Below are 17,762 nucleotides of genomic sequence, written 5' to 3' on the forward strand. Positions count from 1 at the left end.
ATGAAAAAAGCTTCCTCTTCTGAAATAAAGAGAGGACAATCGATATCCTTTCGTGTCCCTTCTGATACACCTGATCATATTTTGAAGCATTTGCAAAAGCTGAAGGAAACGGAAAGACGGAATTTCTCAAGCAAAATTGCGGAGTATGTAATGCAGGGGGTCAGCGGTTCCCAGAATAAGGATCGGGAAACCATTACCATCCCCCTTCCTAAGGGGCTAAGCAAGGTTCAAAGGGATTGGCTAAAGCATGAGCATTCAGAGGCGTTGCTGGGCAGCATTCTTTATCAGCTAATTACTGATCCAGTCCGGGCTACGTCTTTGCTTGCCTCCCTGAACAGCAGGTCTTCTAATCTGGATGAGGCGTTGTATCTGCAGGAGGAGCCCATGCATGATCTTGAACCATATGATTCAGCGGCTGCTTCATTAGAAGAAAACCATTCTGAATCGCTTGCGGATAATGATGACGACTTGCTTGATTTTGATTGGGAAAAAGCAAGAAGAGAACAGCAAGAACAGACAGAGGATAAACCTGAAGAGGAAAGCGAGGAAGATTTGGATACACTTCTTGGCGGCTTTCTTGCACATATGAATAAATAAAAAAAGGGAAGTTTCGGATATTGACTGAAACTTCCCTTTTTTGTATTTAGATGTAATTTTTCCGGGTAAATTACAGGTACAGCCTATTCGGCACAAAAGGAGGAATAGAGTTGGCTTATGATTGTCTGATTGTTGGCGGCGGGATTGCTGGCCTGCAGGCTGCTATTCAGCTGGGCAGGTATAAGCATAGAGTTTTGGTTCTTGATTCAAATGATGGACGCTCCACCATATGCAGGAGCTATCATAATATTTTGGGCTATCCTGATGGTGTAAGCGGCCAGGAATTACGGGAAATTGGGAAAAAACACGCGGAAAGCCTTGGGGTGGAGTTTGCTTTCGAAAAGGTTGAGCAGGCTCAAAAGACTAGAGAAGGTTTTGAAGTTAAGTCCACAAATGGAAACAAGTATACCGGCAAGCGGATATTGCTCGCAACAGGGGTAATGGACCGCATCCCCCCCTTCCCTGAATTAATGCCGTGCCTGGGTATCTCCGTGTATGTTTGCCCTGATTGTGACGGATATGAGGTGAAGGACAAACGAACCATTGTGCTCGGATCAGGAAATGCAGGGGCTAATATGGCTTTAACTTTATCCTATTGGACGAATGATCTTATTTTTATTAATCATGAAAAAGCGAAGATAGATCAGAAATTAATGGAGAAAATGAAAAGCAAAAATATTAATTATCTTGATAAATCTATTCAAAAGGTGCTTGCAGTTGGTGACGAATTTAACGGTGTTATGCTGGAAAGTGGAAAAGAAGTAACAGGTGAGAGGGGATTTATTGCCTTTGGAGGAAACGAGGTAAAATCAGGCCTAGCCAAACAGCTGGGAGTCGAACGCCTGGAAAATAAGCATATTGTAACAGATGCCCGATCAAAGATGACGAATATAAAAAACGTCTGGGCAGCAGGAGATGTCGCAGCCCACTCTGAACAAGTGACAATTGCAATGGGAGAGGGATCGCAGGCAGCCATTTGGATTCATAAATCGCTTATGCAGGAAAAACATTAATTTTTTCCTGATAAAGGTTTCATATTCTTTAAGAAAGGGTAAATAACTTGGTTTATTTTCTGACCTTTTTCTCATATAATAGCCTATAAGCTATTGGGGGTTGTTCAAAAAGTCGGGTAAATCTATTTGCACACTATTTGAACACTCATAGAGAAAGGTGTATGAATTGAAAAAAGAGAGATTGGATCTAGTTGTTCGGGAGTTGCTGGAGAGATCAGGGAGCCTTGTGGATGTTAAGCTGGAAGATCATTTTCCGGGAAATCGTTTAGCTGGCGGCAAGTACAGCATGGGATCGCACACAATTACATTATACATTGAAGAGATTAAAAACCAGTGTTATCAGTTATTTTCTTCGGGTGAACACTTTTTGGATTACTTTGCTTTTGTATTTGCACATGAACTTGGCCATGCTGAGGATAAGGAACTCGAAAAATTGGCTGAACGGCTCGACGAATGCTTGACAGAGCAGGAACGTTACCAAATAGCCCTAAAGATAGAAGAGAACGCCTGGGAGTTTGCTGAAAAGCTCCTTCCGGAAATGGATAAGGCTTTTATGCAGAAGATTATTTACCACTCATTAAAGCCTTATTGGGACAAGCTGCAATTGGAGCCAGCTTAATTCGTTTAGCAAGCCGCAGGATAGAAAAGCTGCGGCTTTATTGTGTTTTAATAGCACCATTTCTCTTAAAATCCACCCAATTTTGTCTCGAAAAGGGTATTGATAAAATACATTGTAAGCGTTACACTTACTGTAGTAGTATGCAAATGCTGATAGCAAGCAGCTTTTTTTATACCGCTTAATGCAAACGTTTGCGCACTCCAAAGAAATCATTAATAAATTGAGGGTGTTAATATGCAGAAGATTTGGTGGAAGGAAGCCGTCGGGTACCAAATATATCCGCGCAGTTTCCAGGATTCAAATGGAGATGGAATTGGCGATCTTCAGGGAATCATTCAAAGACTTGATTATATTAAAGGTTTAGGTATAGATGTCATTTGGATTTGCCCGATGTACAAATCTCCAAATGATGATAATGGCTATGATATTTCAGATTACCAGGATATCATGGAAGACTTCGGTACGATGGAGGATTTCAACCAGCTGCTTGACGAAGTCCACAAGCGCGACATGAAGCTGATTCTCGACCTTGTCTTAAACCATACAAGCGATGAACATCCCTGGTTTATAGAGTCCCGTTCATCCAAAGACAATCCAAAGAGGGATTGGTACATTTGGAGAGACGGCAAAAAGGGCCAGGAGCCAAACAACTGGGAAAGCATTTTTGGCGGATCCGCATGGGAATACGATGCGGAAACGGAACAATATTTCCTGCATGTTTTCTCTACGAGACAGCCTGATTTGAACTGGGAGAAAAAAGAAGTCCGCGATGCGCTCTATGATACAGTTAATTGGTGGCTTGATAAGGGCATCGATGGTTTTAGAATCGATGCAATCAGCCATATTAAAAAGCGCCCAGGCTTCCCTGACATGCCGAATCCGAAGAAGAAAAAGTATGTTTCTTCCTTCGATATGCATATGAACCAGGAAGGCATTCATGGATTCTTAAAGGAATTCAAAGACCGCACCTATGCTAACTATGACGTTATGACAGTAGGCGAAGCAAACGGTGTTACGGTTGATGAAGCAGACCTTTGGGTTGGTGAAGAAAAAGGCAAAATGGATATGATCTTCCAATTTGAACACCTTGGACTTTGGGATGCAGAAACAAACCCGGAGCTTGATATCGTAGAGCTTAAAAAAGTTCTTACCCGCTGGCAAAAAGGGCTTGAAGGCGATGGCTGGAACGCCTTATTCATCGAGAATCATGATAAGCCGCGTGTTGTCTCAACATGGGGTAATGATGATAAATATTGGCACCAAAGTGCAACATCAATGGGTGCCATGTATTTCCTAATGCAGGGAACACCGTTTATTTACCAGGGGCAGGAAATTGGCATGACAAATGTTCATTTTCCATCTATTGAAGATTATGATGATGTGGCAGTCAAAAATCTGTACCGCATTAAAAAAGAAGAAGGCATGGCCCACCAGGCAATCATAGAGATCATTTGGGCATCATCCCGTGACAACAGCCGTACGCCAATGCAGTGGTCCACAAAGGAGAATGCAGGGTTTACAACTGGCCAGCCATGGATGAAACTAAATCCGAACTTCACGAATATCAACGTGGAGGTACAATCCCAAGATGAAGGTTCCATCCTTTCTTTTTATAAAAAAATGATTCGCCTGAAAAAAGAAAATGACGTCTTCACTTACGGGCAATATGATTTATTGCTTGAAGAAGATAAGCAGATTTATGCCTATACCCGCACTTCCGAAGTTGATCAGGTTGTGGTCATTACGAACCTTTCAGCCAAGGAAGCAGGCTTTAAATCAGAATTTATGCTTTCATTTGACCAGCTTTTATTGAATAACTACGCTGTTGAAAAGCATGAGGATTTTGATTCTTTCAATCTCAAGCCTTATGAAGCGCGCGTATATCGTATAAAATAGTAATATAAAAACAGGATCCTCATATGAGAATCCTGTTTTTTATTGAGTGATAAAGGAGTCTTTTCATGAACATCACCATTGCCGGGGCAGGATATGTAGGTCTGGTCACAAGCGCTTGTTTGGCGGAGGTTGGACATACTGTGATCTGTTTCGATAAGGATATAGAAAAAATAGAGGATTTAAATCAAGGCAGGTGCCCCATTTTCGAGCCGGGGCTTCAAGAAATGATCAGCAGAAACAGGGATAAAGAACGTCTATTGTTCACGGATCAAGCCTATTTGGCTTATGGAGAGGCTGATTGCATCTTTATTACAGTAGGTACACCTCAGAAGGCAGATGGTTCTGCGGATACCGCTAATATTGAGCAAGCTGCTTTGGACATCGCAGAGTACATTCAAAAAGACGTAACAGTAGCGATAAAAAGCACCGTTCCAATTGGCACAAATGAACGAATAGAAGCATTGATTATGGAGAGAGTTATGCCTTGCTTGACTGTACATGTGGTTTCAAACCCTGAATTTCTTCGTGAAGGCTCTGGTATATACGATACCTTTCATGGCGATCGTATAGTGATTGGATCAAGACATGAGAGAGCTGCAAGTATTGTAGAGAAAATATATCAGCCGTTTAACATTCCTGTAGTGCAGACAGATCTTCGAAGTGCGGAAATGATTAAATATGCGTCCAATACTTTTTTAGCTGCAAAAATCAGTTTTATCAATGAGATTGCGAATTTATGCGATATATCCGGAGCGAATATCGAGGATGTCAGTGCTGGAATGGGAATGGATAAGAGGATCGGAAACCAGTTTCTGAATGCTGGAATTGGATATGGCGGCTCTTGTTTTCCAAAGGACACTCAGGCATTGGAACAAATGGCCCTCCAATTTGATTACGATTTTATAATGCTCAGAGCAGTTATGGAAGTGAACAACAGACAAAAGCAAACGTTATACAGAAAGGCAAAAAATCTGGTAGGTAATCTGTCCGGAAAAAGAGCTGCTGTTCTTGGCTTGTCCTTTAAGCCAAATACAGATGATATCCGGGAGGCTCCGTCTCTGGATTTGATTCGTGATTTACTGGATGAAGGTGCGAATATAGCGGTATATGATCCTGCCGCCATGGAAAAGGGAAAGTGCCTTTTCGGTGACAAGCTCAGTTATGTGTCCTCAATTGATGAGGCCATTCAAGAAGCAGATATGGCGTTTATCGTAACCGAATGGAAGGAAATCAAAGAGTTCCCCCTTTACAAATACCGTGAGCACATGAAAGATCCCCTCCTCTTTGATGGCCGAAATTGCTACTCTGTCAAAGAAACGGAAAAGCACGAAATTCAATATGTTTCGATTGGGCGCCCAGGGCTGCCAGATACAAATCCCACCTGATGCTTTTTGAATGTGGCGGGAAGTGCTAAAATGAGGAAAATAAGCAATGGAGGCGCAGGTATGGCTAAGGGGAAAACAAATGCGATGCGTATTCTGGACGCGCAGAAGGTGGATTATGAATTAATCACCTACGACAGTCAGGATGGAAAGATAGACGGGGTTTCGGTTACAGAGAAAATTGGAAAAGATCCTAAGGCAGTTTATAAAACACTTGTCGCTCAGGGGCAAAGCAAGCAGGTATATGTGTTTATCATTCCGGTTGAAGATGAACTCGATCTGAAAAAGGCTGCAAAGGCTGCAGGTGAAAAAAAGGTGGAGATGATTCCGGTTAAAGATATCCAGAAGCTTACCGGCTATATCCGCGGAGGATGTTCTCCAGTCGGGATGAAAAAGCAATATCCTTCCTATGTTGATGCTAAAGCTTCTGAACTTGGGAGCATCATTGTCAGCGGCGGTAAGATTGGCATGCAAATGGAGCTGAAAATAGGAGATTTACAGCAAGTGATAGGAGCAAAACTCGAGGATCTTGTGAAAAATGAATAAAAAATGCAGTAAAGGGTGCTAAATCGCTGTGATTTAGCGCTCTTTTTTTAGGCTCTTTTCTCAAAAGTTGTTGTTTTTGTTTAGGAATTTTGCCCGTTGCTTTCCGCTGCGGGCACTTGCTTTCCGCGGGGAGGGTTGCGAGCCTCCTCGGCTTCGCCTGTGGGGTCTCGCACTTCCCTCTCTTCCCGCAGGACATTGAATAAACTTCCTTGAATAGACACCGCACGAAGAAAATGCGAATGCATTTTCGAGGATCAAGTGCCCTCCGCTACAATCAACTCAGGTGGTTAAAACACATTTACCTTCAAAAAGCATAAATCTTTACGAAGACAGCTTATTAAAAACTTGATGTTACCCTTTACCTTCGTGTATATCGCCATCTCCTTCTAATAAACCATCAACCAACAAAATAGAGCAGCTCTCTGCTTTTTTCCCATAGGCATTCACCCATCCCTCTCCCTTTGCATACTGTAAGATGAAAATGCATTTCGAAAGGAAGTGTAAGAGTGGCTGGGAAGACATTAAATTACTTTGCCGGCGGGAATACTGCGCGGGGATTCCACAGTTTATTTGATTCCAACCTGCAAGGGCTTGACCGTCTATTTATTTTAAAAGGCGGGCCTGGGACAGGGAAATCTTCTCTGATGAAAGCGATTGGAGCAGAATTATCTGAAAAAGGCTATGATCTTGAATACATTCATTGCTCATCTGACAATCATTCAATCGACGGGGTCATCATTCCAGCTTTAAAAGCTGGTATCGTTGATGGGACAGCTCCGCATGTTATTGAACCTAAAGCACCGGGCGCAGTTGATGAGTATATCAATCTGGGAGAAGCCTGGGATTCCAGGGCCTTGGCCGGTAAGAAAGAAGAAATCACTTCATTGGCAAGCCAAATTAGCTGCTCATTTGCAACAGCTTACGAAACATTTGCCAAAGCGCTGAAAATTCATGATGAATGGGAAAAAATCTACATCGAAAATATGAACTTTCAAAAGGCAGATCAACTAACTAAGAAGCTGATTCAGACCTTCTATGGAAATATGAAATTAAATAAAACACCATCTGTTAAGCATCGTTATTTAGGGGCAGCTACACCAACAGGTGCGGTGGACTTTGTGCCAAACCTTACTGAGGATATTCAGAAAAGGTACTTCATAAAAGGGCGTCCGGGCTCCGGAAAGTCAACCATGCTGAAAAAGCTGGCCGCAGAAGCTGAAAACCGCGGATTTGATATTGAAGTCTACCATTGCGGCTTTGACCCGCACAGCCTGGATATGATTATTGTGAGAGAGCTTGGTTTGGCTATTTTCGATAGCACGGCACCTCACGAATATTTTCCGGATAGAGATGGTGACGAAATTATTGATATGTATGAGATCACCATCAACTCAGGCACAGATGAGATATATGCCGAACAGATTAAAGACATCAGCACCCGTTATAAAAATAAAATGAGTGAAGCGATATCTTACCTCGCACAAGCAAAAACCCAGCGTGACACATTGGAAAAAATTTATATTGAGGCCATGAATTTTGAAGTTGTCGACAAAATTAAAGATAAGATCCGCTCTGAACTGCTGATGATTTCCGAGAAGGTCTAGCACGTAATCACGATTTTGGGCAATAGGCATACATTACACCGAGGGAAATGGAGAGGAGTTATAAATTGATGGATTATACAAATTATCCGTTTTATCCTTATACGACAGGCTATTACTATGATGATCGGATATTTCCAGGAGGAGGACCAGGCGGCGGATTTGGCCCTCCAGGACCGCCGCCGGGGCCGCCAGGGGGCGGGGGACAGCAGCAAGGGGGAGCGCCAACAGCGCCGCCTCCAAGTTTTACTCCGCAAATGCAGCAGGCCACAACATTTGCAGTTGATCCGGGCGCAATAAGAGGCTGTTTATTTCGCAATACCTATGTATGGCTCCAAAATGGGAGCAGCTTCTGGTTCTTCCCGACATATGTCGGACGGACATCAGTAGCAGGCTGGCGCTGGAGAGGGTGGCGCTGGACTTATTACGGAACTGATTTAAGAAGAATCCGCTCTTTCCAATGCTTCTAAAAAGCAAAGCTGAATGTTGGTTTTTACTTTGCTGATTGACTGGAGCGAAAACTACCAGGAAGTATTTGCTGGCTTATAAACATTGCAAAGTGCTTTATAGCGGGCCTCTGCACAAAAAAAAGGGTATCCTCATGCCGGGATACCCTTTCCTATTTAAAAAATAATATGTGCAGCCAGGACAATAACTGGCAGTGTAATGATGGTTCTTTCCAGGAAAATGATGATTAAGTCCTTTAAAGAAACCGGGATTTTTGAACCGAGAAGCAGTCCGCCTACTTCGGACATGTAAATCAGCTGTGTAACAGAAACGGAGGCAACGATAAAGCGAGTCATTTCGCTCTCGATCCCTGCGCCGATAACAGATGGAAGGAACATATCAGCAAATCCGACAATCATGGTTTCTGAAGCTGCAGCTGCTTCGGGGACCTGCATGAGCTGCAGGATTGGAATAAATGGCATGCCCAAATACTTAAATACGGGTGTATATTCCGCAATGATAAGTGCAAGAGTACCAAGTGCCATGACAATCGGTGCCACGCCCATCCACATATCCAGAATGTTTTTGGCACCTTGTTCGAAAAAGTACTTTATACTCTGATTGCCCTTTGCTTTTTCAACAGCCTGGGAGATTCCCCAGCTAACTGGAGTGTGGCCTTTAGGGATCGTTTCATCCAGTCCGCCTTCCTGGCCGTTATAATACGTATCCGGCTTTCTGGATAATGGCGGGATCCTTGGACTAATAATTGCTGCAACGAATCCGGCGGCCGTGATAGTCAAATAAAAAGGCACGAATAAATGACCTAAATTAACCTGTGAGATGACCACAAGGCTGAAGGTAATAGATACGACTGAGAAGGTTGTGCCGATGATGGCGGCTTCTCTTTTCGTGTAATAGCCTTCTTCATATTGTTTGCTTGTTAAAAGAACACCAATCGTTCCATCTCCAAGCCAGGAAGCGACACAATCAATGGATGATCTTCCTGGCAGCCTGAAGACAGGGCGCATAATCTTTGTTAATAGTGACCCGAAAAATTCAAGCAGGCCAAAGTTTAAAAGCAAGGGCAGAAAAAGTCCTGCAAATAAAAAGACCGAGAACAGAATCGGCAGCAAATCATTTAACAGTAAGCCGCCTGTATATTCAGACCAAACTTGTTCAGGCCCTAATTGGAATAAAGTCATAACCGCAAAAATGCTTCCCAGTATTCTTGCAGCAAACCAAATTGCCGGAACATCGAATAAGTTCTTTAAGAAAGGGCTTCTTTCGATGAAAGCTGGTTTGAAAAACTTAGCGAAGAGGGTACCAAGAAGGGTCAAAACAATAATAAAAGTCATGATTTCAGGAAGATAAGCAGAGAGCCATTCCTGGACCCAGCCTGAAAAAATGGCGATCGGGATGGTAATTTCCCCGTTATATTTTAGCGGAACCATAAAAAAACTGATTCCAATAAGGGATGGAATAACAAACTTTAATATTTCAGAAGATGTGTACTTCTTTCTGGATGCATCAATCAATACAATTCACCTTTTCAACTTAATATTTATAAACCAAAAGTTATTTTAATTCATAACCTCTAAAAAGCCAACTCCTTTCTCTTAAATTCCACCGTTTCCCTCCTTTTTAAACACAAAATAGATTATTTCAACAAGCATATTTTCATCTCCCATATTATGTTAAAATATAAAATAATCAAAATAATCAAAAAGCGGGTGGGTGAATGTTTAGGTTCCGTTTATATTGGACATTCACGAAGAAGGCTTTTCTTCGTTCGGCCGTTTATCGGTTCGATGTCTGGTCAAGGCTTGGCTCCAATCTTATATTCCTGCTTATGTGGGGTTCCATTTGGACTGCTTTATATGCAGGAAGAGAAGAAGCGGGCGGTGTCAGCTTTGAGGCGATGCTGACCTATATTGTAGTCAGCCAATTTTTAACAGGGGTAAATGGAGCGGGTACCCCGCTTTGGGATATTCAGGAGAAGGTTCGTACAGGGGATATTTCCCTGGAATTAATGAGGCCATTTGATGTACCCCTGCGCTATCTGTTTGCGGACTTTGGAAGTGTCGCGTTTTATATTCTTACAGCGCTGCTTCCCTTATATACAGTCCTGTTTATATTTATGGATTTGACTTTGCCGGACAGCTGGCAGACTTGGGTATTGTTTATTGCTTCAGCATTTATTGGGTTTTTGATTCGTTATTGTATAGAGATGTCGTTCGGATTGCTTTCCTTTTTCCTGGTCGAAACTGGCGGCATAGTCGATATCTTTTATTTTGCGATGTCCCTTCTTTCCGGATCGATCATCCCGCTTTGGTTTTTTCCGGGCTGGCTTGAGAAAATGGCGCTTTATTTGCCGTTTCAAGGAATCTATTACATACCAAACGCCATTTTTATAGGTAAAATCTCCGGAAGCGCCATTCTGCTGTCCCTTGGAGTTCAGTTATTTTGGGTAGCCGTTTGTTATCTGCTGTTAAGGCTGGTCTGGAACAGGGCATCACACAAAGTGGTTGTACAGGGGGGATAGAGAGTGGGTGTTCTGAAATATTGCGATTTATATTTTAAACTCATCTCCGCTGGTGTACGGGCTCAGCTGCAGTATCGTTTTGCCTTTGTCATGAGAATTGTAGGATTGCTTACTTCTTATGCAGGCACCGCCGTGACGATGTGGATTATGCTTTATCAGTTTCAGGAATTGGGTTCATGGAATTTTTACGAAATGCTGTTTTTATTTGCAGTCGCTATTTTATCTTGGGGATTCTGCATTATTTTATTTTTTCACTTTAGAGGCCTGGATACATACATCCTGAATGGCACATTTGACCGCTTTCTTGTCAGGCCAATCAATCCGTTTTTTCATTTCATGGCGATGAAATTTGATGTTGCTTCCTTTGCCCAATTTTTGTTCAGTATCGTGATCTTTATTTGGGTCAGCTTTGAGCTTCAGCTGGATTGGACATTAGGAAAAAGTTTATTTTTACTGCTATCAGTTGTTGGGGGCATACTCATCCAGGGAGGGCTGCTGGTGATGATTTCCGCCCTTGCGTTTTGGACGACCAAATCAGAGCAGTTTTACTGGGTGGCTATGTATCCCGCCAGAAATTTAACCAACTATCCCTTGGTTATTTATCCAAAGGCTGTGCAATGGTTTACAGCCTTTGTGGTTCCCTTTGGCTTTGTGAACTATTTCCCTGCTGCCGTTCTTCTGGAAAAAGAAACGCCATTTTTCCCTCATAATATGGGTTACTTATCGCCGCTTGTCGGAATCGTCTTTTTTGCCATTGCCTATTATATTTGGATGCTGGGATTGAAGCGATATAAGAGTACAGGTTCATAACATAGATTAGGAGGGTTAAAATGCCGATTATAGAGGTTGAACATCTAATGAAGGACTTTATGGTTGCCAAGAGGGAAACAGGTCTTCTTGGGGCTATGAAGAGCCTTGTGAAACGGGAGCATATTAAAAAGGAAGCAGTGAAGGATATCAGCTTTTCCATCGAAAAAGGTGAAATGGTCGGCTATATTGGACCGAATGGTGCGGGGAAATCCACAACGATTAAAATGCTGACGGGTATTTTGGTGCCAAGCTCAGGGGGAGTTAAGGTAAATGGCATTATCCCTTATGAAAACAGGCAGGAAAATGCCAAAAATATCGGAGTTGTTTTTGGACAGAGAACACAGCTTTGGTGGGATCTGCCTACAATAGAATCATTTGAGCTGCTCAAGGAAATCTATCAGGTTTCCAATAAACGATACAAAGAAAATATGGACACTTTTACTGAAATATTGGGGCTGGATGAATTTTTGAATACACCTGTCCGGCAGCTTTCGCTCGGGCAAAGAATGAGAGCTGATATCGCTGCTTCTCTTTTGCATGATCCGCCAATTCTTTTCCTGGATGAGCCGACTATCGGGCTGGATGTCGTAGCCAAAGAGAAAATGAGGACGTTTATTAAAGAGATTAATAATGAGCGTAAAATCACGGTTATTTTAACAACCCATGACATGGAGGATATTGAAAAGCTATGTGAACGCATGATTCTCATCGATCATGGGCAAAAGGTTTATGATGGCGAAATTGCAGTCGTGAAAGAAAGGTTCGGAAAAATCCGGACTCTGATCGTGGACTTGGAAGAGTCAACCCAGCGCTTAAAGCTAACAGACGGTGAGGTTTTTAAGGAGGAAGCGAGCCGATTCTGGATCCGGTTTAACCGGGATATGGTTTCTGCATCCGAATTAATTGCCCAGATTACAAAGACTCATAATATCAAGGACCTGACAGTAGAGGAGCCAGAAATCGAATCGATTATTAGCCGCATCTATCAGGAAGGCTATCAGGACCTTCCCGAAACCGTGAAAGTCTAAAAGAATGCCTCTATGGAAAATGGGCACCCTAAAGATGTCATTATTTTCTGAAAAATAATATAATATATAGAGGTGATCAAATTGATTCTTTATCTTCTGGGCTTTTGTGCTGTACTGTTGGGAGCAGGCATGTTTGTTGACTGGTGGCATAAAAGGCATGGAATTGACGATTTTGACCCTGAGGAAAATGCGAAGCATGTTTCGGAGTCGGATAGGGCTTATATGGAGTCACATATGCATAATCTGAAGAATGATCATCATAATGGGATGCTTTAATAATGAATATATTGGCATGATGGCCGACTGGCTTTCATGCTTTTTTGTTTGGCTCTGTTAAATTGGCCTGTTGATTTAGCCCCAGGGCTCTGCGTCAGCGGGAGGTCTGGAGATTCTCCCGCTTGACTGCAATCAAGCTTTAACACAAATTATAATTTATAAAAACAGCAATCCCAGGGAAATGACTGCACCGCTTACAAGCAGAGTCAGTACGCAGTATCCCATGATGTCTTTAGCTTTTAAGCCGGCAATCGCCAGTGCTGGCAGAGCCCAAAAAGGCTGGATTAAGTTCGTCCAGGCGTCTCCCCATGCAACAGCCATAGCCGTTTTTGGAATGGATACATCCAATGCCTTCGCTGCTTCCAGCATAACAGGCGCCTGAACTGCCCACTGTCCTCCACCGGAAGGAACGAAGAAGTTTACTAATCCGGCACTTAGGAATGCAAAGAAATGAAACGTAAATTCATTGGATATGGAAACAAATCCTTCTGACATAACGGCAGCTAGACCTGAAGCTGTCATCATGCCCATAATTCCAGCGTAAAATGGGAACTGGACAATGATGCCGCTTGCTCCTTTAACGGCATTCATCACCGCTTCCAGGAAATATTTAGGTGTCCCGTGGAAAAGGATGCCCAGGAACAGGAACAAGAAATTAACAATATCCAAATTAAGCTTGAATCCGTTCGTTGCAAAGTAGTAAAACAGGAAAATGAGCCCGAAGATTCCGATCAACAATGAAACAATGCGACTGTTTTCCAACCGTTCTGCCGGTGTCATGGCCCCTTTTTCGAGGGTTGCAGCCTGAACATCATCCTGAAGAAGCGCAGGATCGACAACAATTGTCTCCTCTTTTGATGGCATCATGAAGCGATTAACAAAAGGCAAAATTAAAAAGATAGCTAAAACAATAAATAAGTTAAACCCGGCAAAGATCGTTTGGTCCGTTGAAATCACACCGATCATATCTTCTGAGAAATGTCCCGGAGTGGCAATCGTCAATGGAATGGATCCGGAAATTCCCCCATGCCAAACGATAAACCCTGCGTAAGCGCTTGCAATTAATAGCCGGTAATCGACATTTTCAACTTTTTTAGCAAGCTCCTTGGCGAATAAAGCGCCAATGACAAGACCGAATCCCCAGTTGATTAGACTGGCAATCATAGAAACAACCGTAACAATGATTATAGCCTGGCCCGGTGATTTTGCGGTTGAGGCAAGAGCGCCTAATCCCTTTTTAAAAATTTGGCTGCTGGCCAAAACATGCCCTGTTACCAGGACAAGCACCATTTGCATGGAGAAGACTAATAGACCCCAGAAACCATTGCCCCAATGCTGAACCATCTGATAAGGCCCGCTGTCAGTGAAAATCAATCCTAAGCCGAACACAGCAAAAGTTAAGATAATAACAAATAAAAATGGATCAGGCAGATACCGCTGCATAATGCGGTTAAAAAATGATACAAGTACTTTCATGATGTAACCCCCTTAAAAATTAATCCCTAAACTTATTATATTTTCTTTAAAATTCTTTATATTCCTTCTTTTCTGAAATAATATACTGGATTGGAAGACGGAGAAGAGTGCATAGGGCAGTACTTTAATGTGGAATAAAAAACAGACCTCCTTGATTGGAGGTCTGCTAAGCTTATTTCTTATGTTTAACCGGTATCGTTTCTTTGCGAAGCATTTTAAATAGCGATGCACACATAAGGACCAGAATAATGGTAAATGGAAGAGCCGCGACGAGTGACGCCGTTTGCAGGCCTTCAAGTCCGCTGCTTAAAAGCAGGACTGCTGCAATAGCACCCATCAAAATTCCCCAGGTAATCCTTGTAGCGAGCGGCGGGGTTAAAGTGCCATTAGCCGTCATGATCCCCAAAATATAGGTTGCCGAGTCTGCAGATGTGATCAGGAATGTCAGAATCAGCAGGATGGACAAAACAGAAAGCAAGAAGCTGAATGGCAGCTCATTATAAGTTTGGAATAAGGCTGAAGTTACATCATTATTAACAGCCTCTGCAATCGCTGTGCCGCTGAAAAGGTCGAAGTGCAAAGCCGTTCCGCCGAATACTGCAATCCAAATTAGTGCAATAAGCGGAGGAACGATCAGTACGCCAACCACGAATTCGCGAATCGTTCTTCCTCTGGAAACCCTCGCGATAAAGGCTCCCACAAAGGGCGACCAGGCAATGGCCCAGGCCCAATAAAAGATGGTCCAGTCCCTTATCCAGGTTCCGCCTTTATAAGGGGTCATGCGAAGACTCAAATTAATAAAATTTGAGATATAATCGCCTATTCCAAGTGTAAAGGAATTCAAAATAAACACGGTTGGACCGGTAACCAAAACGAACAGCATAAGGACTAAAGCAAGACCGAGGTTCAGGTTACTCAAATATTTAATCCCTTTATTAAGACCTGTAGACGATGATAACAGGAATAGGACGGTCATTACCACAATAATCAGAATTTGCGTTAAAGCGCTTTTCTCAATTCCAAATACAGCATCCAGGCCTCCGTTAATCTGGAGTATACCCAGCCCAAGAGACGTTGCTACACCCATGACTGTTGCGATAACAGCCAAAATATCAATGAATTTTTTAAGGGTAACAGGCTCTCGTTTTTTGCTGAATAAAGGATTTAAAGTGGTGGAAATAAGTCCGTTTTCTTTCTTCCTGAATTGAAAATAGCCAATAGCCAAGCCAACAATGGTGAACACAGACCATTGGCTGACCCCCCAGTGGAAAAAGGAATAACCCATTGCCTCCCGGGCAGCCTCTGTTGTTAGTGGATCCATCCCCTGCCTGGGCGGTGTAAAATAGTGGCTCATCGGTTCCGCAATTCCCCAGAATACTAACCCAATTCCAAACCCTGCGCTGAAAAGCATCCCAATCCAGGTGAAAAAAGGATACTCCGCTTTATCTTCATCATTGCCAAGCTTGATGCGGCCATATTTGCTTATGGCAAGAAAGATACAGAATAAGACAAAAAACAAGACCGAAATTAAGTAAAACCAGCCAAATGCATATGTAGTAAAATCAAAGGCTTTTGTTGCTGCACTGGCAAATAAGTCGGGAGTAAAAGCTCCCAATAGAACTAAAAGCAAAATAACCACGGCTGAAATCCAAAATACACTGTTTATACTGCCGGATTTATCATTCAATAAAATCCCCCCTAAACAAATCAATCCTAAAAAATAACGCATATTTGTATTTTGGCCTTCTTTTCTGTCTAATCATTCATGGGAAATGGATTATTCGGGCTTGACTCTTTAAAATGGAATTTAATCGGAAGAGGAAAATGCTGTCCAAAAACGGAGAAAGCGACAAATCCCTAAAATACCTTACCCTTAACATGATGACATAAACCTGTTTTGATGTAAAAAGGAGTGCTTATATGGATATTACTTTGTTAATAAAGCTTTTTGAGGAAAACCGATGTGAAGAGAAAGCTGTTCCCATGCAAAACTATATGAAAAACAGGTTTCCTTTCCTGGGAATTAAAACGCCTGAAAGAAGAATGTTATTAAAAGAATTCTTTCATAAAACCGGGCTGTTAAAACAGGAGTTTAGGCCGGATTTCGTAGAAGCCTTGTGGGAGATGGAAGAAAGAGAGTATCAATATGCCGCTCTTGATTATATTGGGAAATTCACAAAGAAATTGGACAAACACCATTTTGATTTAATTGAAAAGCTGATTGTATCAAAGTCCTGGTGGGATACAGTCGACATGCTTGCTTCGCATGCGGTTGGGGCAATTGCGGAAAAGCATCCTGAAGTGATAAAGGAAAGAATTGACGGATGGGCTTCCAGCAATAATATGTGGCTTCGCCGGACAGCGATTTTATTTCAGTTAAAGTATAAAGACCGTACAGATAAAGAGTTATTATACCGCTATATTCTTCTAAATAATGAAAGCAGGGAATTTTTCATCCAAAAGGCTATAGGCTGGGCTCTCAGGGAGTATTCCAAAACACATCCTGCTTCTGTAAAAGAGTTTATTGATTCCAATCCCCTTGCCAAGTTAAGCATCAGGGAAGGGAGCAAATATTTAAAATAAAACGGAGAACATGTTAGAATGGCAAAATAAGTTTTTCTGCTAAAATACTACTACAGCCAGAAGGTGAGATAAAACATGATCAAATGCATTGCCAGTGATATGGATGGAACACTTTTAACAGCAACACAGAAAATAACGGATAAGAATATTGAAGCAATAAAAGCAGCTCAGGAAAAAGGAGTCGAGGTTGTTATCGCAACCGGACGCTCGTACTTTGAAGCAAGCTTTGTTCTGGAGGAAGCCGGTATCTCCTGCCCCATGATTTGCGCGAATGGTGCAGAGGTAAGGGCTGCGGATGGAAAAGTGGTTTCTTCCAATCCGCTCGATAAGACCTTGGCTAAAAAAGCAGCTTATATCCTTTTACAGAACAATGTTTATTTCGAGGTGTATACAAATCAAGGTACATATACAGTCGATGAAGATCGAGGCGTTTCAATCATTGTTGATATCTTTTTAAGCGGTAACCCTGAAGCGGATATTGACGAGGTCACTAAAGCTGCAGAGGAACGGTTTAAAAAGGGGCTGGTGCATAAAGTGAACAGCTATGATGAACTTTTCAACCATGAGGAGCACCAAATTTATAAGCTGCTTGCTTTCTCGTTTGAACCGGATTTTCTTGCTGCCGCAAAAGAGGACTTGCTTCAGCTCGACGGGTTGGCAGTGAGTTCATCAGGGGATGAGAACCTGGAGCTGACAAGTGTAAATGCCCAAAAGGGGATAGCCCTTGAGGCTTTTGTAAAGGAAAAAGGGATTTCGCTTCTAGAAACAATGGCGATTGGCGATAATTATAATGATTTGTCCATGTTCAAGCGGGCTGGAAGATCAGTCGCCATGGGAAATGCTGATGAGATCATCAAAGCGCAATGTGATGCTGTTACATTAACAAACGAAGACAGCGGAGTAGCCAAAGCGATTTGGGAAGTACTGGAGTAAATTTTCAAGGAGG

At 42.4% G+C, this 17,762-nt stretch carries 17 protein-coding genes; 14 read left to right on the top strand and 3 right to left on the bottom strand.

All coding sequences use genetic code 11. From position 1 onward, the window contains the following. The 8 genes from J7I93_RS03885 (at position 1) to J7I93_RS03920 (ending at position 8,124) form a co-directional block, all read left to right on the top strand. Complete coding sequence (locus tag J7I93_RS03885; RefSeq protein ID WP_214723481.1) at positions 1 to 597, top strand: hypothetical protein; 597 nt, start codon at positions 1 to 3, stop codon at positions 595 to 597. A gap of 110 nt (positions 598 to 707) precedes the next feature. Next, positions 708 to 1,610, top strand: coding sequence for an NAD(P)/FAD-dependent oxidoreductase (locus tag J7I93_RS03890; protein ID WP_214723483.1), 903 nt, complete (start codon positions 708 to 710; stop codon positions 1,608 to 1,610). A gap of 157 nt (positions 1,611 to 1,767) precedes the next feature. Continuing rightward, positions 1,768 to 2,229: a hypothetical protein gene (locus J7I93_RS03895; protein WP_353050252.1), complete on the top strand. Its 462-nt coding sequence runs from the start codon at positions 1,768 to 1,770 to the stop codon at positions 2,227 to 2,229. A gap of 234 nt (positions 2,230 to 2,463) precedes the next feature. Further along, positions 2,464 to 4,125, top strand: coding sequence for a glycoside hydrolase family 13 protein (locus J7I93_RS03900; RefSeq protein ID WP_214723487.1), 1,662 nt, complete (start codon positions 2,464 to 2,466; stop codon positions 4,123 to 4,125). Between the two features lie 65 nt (positions 4,126 to 4,190). Then, entirely contained in the window at positions 4,191 to 5,510 is a 1,320-nt protein-coding gene (locus J7I93_RS03905; protein ID WP_214723489.1) for a UDP-glucose dehydrogenase family protein, read from the top strand. A gap of 60 nt (positions 5,511 to 5,570) precedes the next feature. After that, positions 5,571 to 6,053, top strand: coding sequence for a Cys-tRNA(Pro) deacylase (gene ybaK, locus J7I93_RS03910; RefSeq protein WP_214723491.1), 483 nt, complete (start codon positions 5,571 to 5,573; stop codon positions 6,051 to 6,053). Positions 6,054 to 6,559: 506 nt separating this feature from the next. Next, positions 6,560 to 7,657, top strand: a complete 1,098-nt coding sequence (locus J7I93_RS03915) for a PRK06851 family protein (protein ID WP_214723493.1) — start codon at positions 6,560 to 6,562, stop codon at positions 7,655 to 7,657. A 68-nt stretch (positions 7,658 to 7,725) separates the two neighbouring features. Beyond that, positions 7,726 to 8,124 (top strand): hypothetical protein, encoded by a 399-nt coding sequence (locus J7I93_RS03920; protein ID WP_214723495.1) that lies wholly within the window; start codon positions 7,726 to 7,728, stop codon positions 8,122 to 8,124. A 153-nt stretch (positions 8,125 to 8,277) separates the two neighbouring features. On the opposite strand, the gene J7I93_RS03925 is transcribed toward J7I93_RS03920, so the two are convergent. Continuing rightward, on the bottom strand, positions 8,278 to 9,552 hold the full coding sequence (locus J7I93_RS03925; RefSeq protein WP_214723604.1) for a YjiH family protein: 1,275 nt from the start codon (positions 9,550 to 9,552) through the stop codon (positions 8,278 to 8,280). A 287-nt stretch (positions 9,553 to 9,839) separates the two neighbouring features. On the opposite strand from J7I93_RS03925, the gene J7I93_RS03930 reads away from it, so the two are divergent. The 4 genes from J7I93_RS03930 to J7I93_RS03945 all read left to right on the top strand — a co-directional run bounded on the left by J7I93_RS03930 (position 9,840) and on the right by J7I93_RS03945 (position 12,757). After that, positions 9,840 to 10,643 carry an ABC transporter permease gene (locus J7I93_RS03930; protein WP_214723497.1) on the top strand — a complete coding sequence of 268 codons (804 nt, stop codon included), beginning with the start codon at positions 9,840 to 9,842 and terminating at the stop codon, positions 10,641 to 10,643. A 3-nt stretch (positions 10,644 to 10,646) separates the two neighbouring features. Beyond that, entirely contained in the window at positions 10,647 to 11,453 is an 807-nt protein-coding gene (locus J7I93_RS03935) for an ABC transporter permease (RefSeq protein WP_214723500.1), read from the top strand. 20 nt (positions 11,454 to 11,473) lie between these two features. Then, positions 11,474 to 12,481 (top strand): ABC transporter ATP-binding protein, encoded by a 1,008-nt coding sequence (locus J7I93_RS03940; protein ID WP_214723502.1) that lies wholly within the window; start codon positions 11,474 to 11,476, stop codon positions 12,479 to 12,481. A gap of 81 nt (positions 12,482 to 12,562) precedes the next feature. Continuing rightward, positions 12,563 to 12,757 carry a hypothetical protein gene (locus J7I93_RS03945; RefSeq protein WP_214723608.1) on the top strand — a complete coding sequence of 65 codons (195 nt, stop codon included), beginning with the start codon at positions 12,563 to 12,565 and terminating at the stop codon, positions 12,755 to 12,757. A 156-nt stretch (positions 12,758 to 12,913) separates the two neighbouring features. On the opposite strand, the gene J7I93_RS03950 is transcribed toward J7I93_RS03945, so the two are convergent. Together J7I93_RS03950 and J7I93_RS03955 are read right to left on the bottom strand one after the other, a co-directional pair. After that, positions 12,914 to 14,233 carry a short-chain fatty acid transporter gene (locus J7I93_RS03950; protein WP_214723504.1) on the bottom strand — a complete coding sequence of 440 codons (1,320 nt, stop codon included), beginning with the start codon at positions 14,231 to 14,233 and terminating at the stop codon, positions 12,914 to 12,916. A 172-nt stretch (positions 14,234 to 14,405) separates the two neighbouring features. Further along, positions 14,406 to 15,920 (bottom strand): glycine betaine uptake BCCT transporter, encoded by a 1,515-nt coding sequence (locus J7I93_RS03955; RefSeq protein ID WP_214987683.1) that lies wholly within the window; start codon positions 15,918 to 15,920, stop codon positions 14,406 to 14,408. Between the two features lie 233 nt (positions 15,921 to 16,153). Here J7I93_RS03955 and J7I93_RS03960 point away from each other — a divergent pair, with 233 nt between their 5' ends. Both J7I93_RS03960 and J7I93_RS03965 read left to right on the top strand, forming a co-directional pair. Beyond that, positions 16,154 to 16,816 carry a DNA alkylation repair protein gene (locus tag J7I93_RS03960; RefSeq protein ID WP_214723508.1) on the top strand — a complete coding sequence of 221 codons (663 nt, stop codon included), beginning with the start codon at positions 16,154 to 16,156 and terminating at the stop codon, positions 16,814 to 16,816. Between the two features lie 75 nt (positions 16,817 to 16,891). Continuing rightward, the gene (locus tag J7I93_RS03965) at positions 16,892 to 17,749 is read left to right on the top strand and encodes an HAD family hydrolase (protein ID WP_214723510.1); all 858 of its coding nucleotides are present in this window, start codon (positions 16,892 to 16,894) and stop codon (positions 17,747 to 17,749) included. Positions 17,750 to 17,762 lie beyond the last annotated feature (13 nt).

Origin of the sequence: Bacillus sp. ISL-47, assembly GCF_018613175.1 — a bacterium.
Taxonomy (GTDB): Bacteria; Bacillota; Bacilli; order Bacillales; family Cytobacillaceae; genus Cytobacillus.